Origin of the sequence: Photorhabdus temperata (assembly GCF_025384845.1) — a bacterium.
In the GTDB taxonomy this organism is placed as follows: Bacteria; Pseudomonadota; Gammaproteobacteria; order Enterobacterales; family Enterobacteriaceae; genus Photorhabdus; species Photorhabdus temperata.
Map to the genome: position 1 here is coordinate 1 of NZ_JAJAFX010000191.1, position 826 is coordinate 826.

1 protein-coding gene is annotated in these 826 nt (G+C 51.5%); it reads left to right on the top strand.

Going from position 1 to position 826, the window contains the following annotated elements; genetic code table 11:
- Positions 1-826, top strand: an 826-nt coding sequence (locus LGZ99_RS24510) for an IS630 family transposase (RefSeq protein WP_262979858.1), incomplete at both ends; no start/stop codon positions are given.

An 826-nucleotide genomic window follows, 5' to 3' on the forward strand; every position in this document is an offset into this window, starting at 1 on the left:
CTGGAGTTCAGTGATGATCGCTCAGGCCCTGCGTCTTCATGAAACGACCGTTAATCGTCATATCAGCGATTACCTTAATCACCGCAAACTCAAGCCCGAAAATGGCGGCTCTCAGAGCTATCTCAGCGAAACACAGACTCAAGAACTTATCGCTTATCTGACCACCAATCTTCTGCCTACCACACAGGCGGTTATCCGTCTTGTCGAAGCGTGGTGGGATATCCGTTACACCGTTCCCGGCATGAATAAATGGCTGCACCACAATGGCTTCAGCTATAAAAAACCGACCGGCGTGCCACACAAGTTCAACGCGGAACAGCAACGGGCCTTTATGGAAGCCTACGGGAAACTGAAGCAGGAAGCCGGAGCCCATGAGCCCATCCTGTTCATTGATGGCGTCCATCCCACGCAGGGGACGAAGCTCACTTATGGCTGGATGCGCAAAGGCCAGAAAACTGCGGTGAAAACCACGGGCAGCCGTACCCGTCTGAACCTGATGGGGGCCCTGAATCTGGCCGATATCAGTCAAACGGTGGTGCGCGAGTATGACCGTATCGACAGTTATCACATCGCCGAGTTCTTCATTGCCATCCGTGAAACCTATCCGGTCAGTCAGAAGGTTCATATTATCCTTGACGGAGCCGGTTACCACCGGAGCAGGCTGGTGAAAGACTGGGCTTATGTAATGAATATTGACCTTCATTACTTGCCGCCATACAGCCCGAATCTGAACCCGATAGAAAGGCTGTGGAAAGTGATGAATGAACAAGTCAGAAATAATCATTATTTCTCCTCGACGACCTTGTTCAGGCAGGCAATCCGTCGT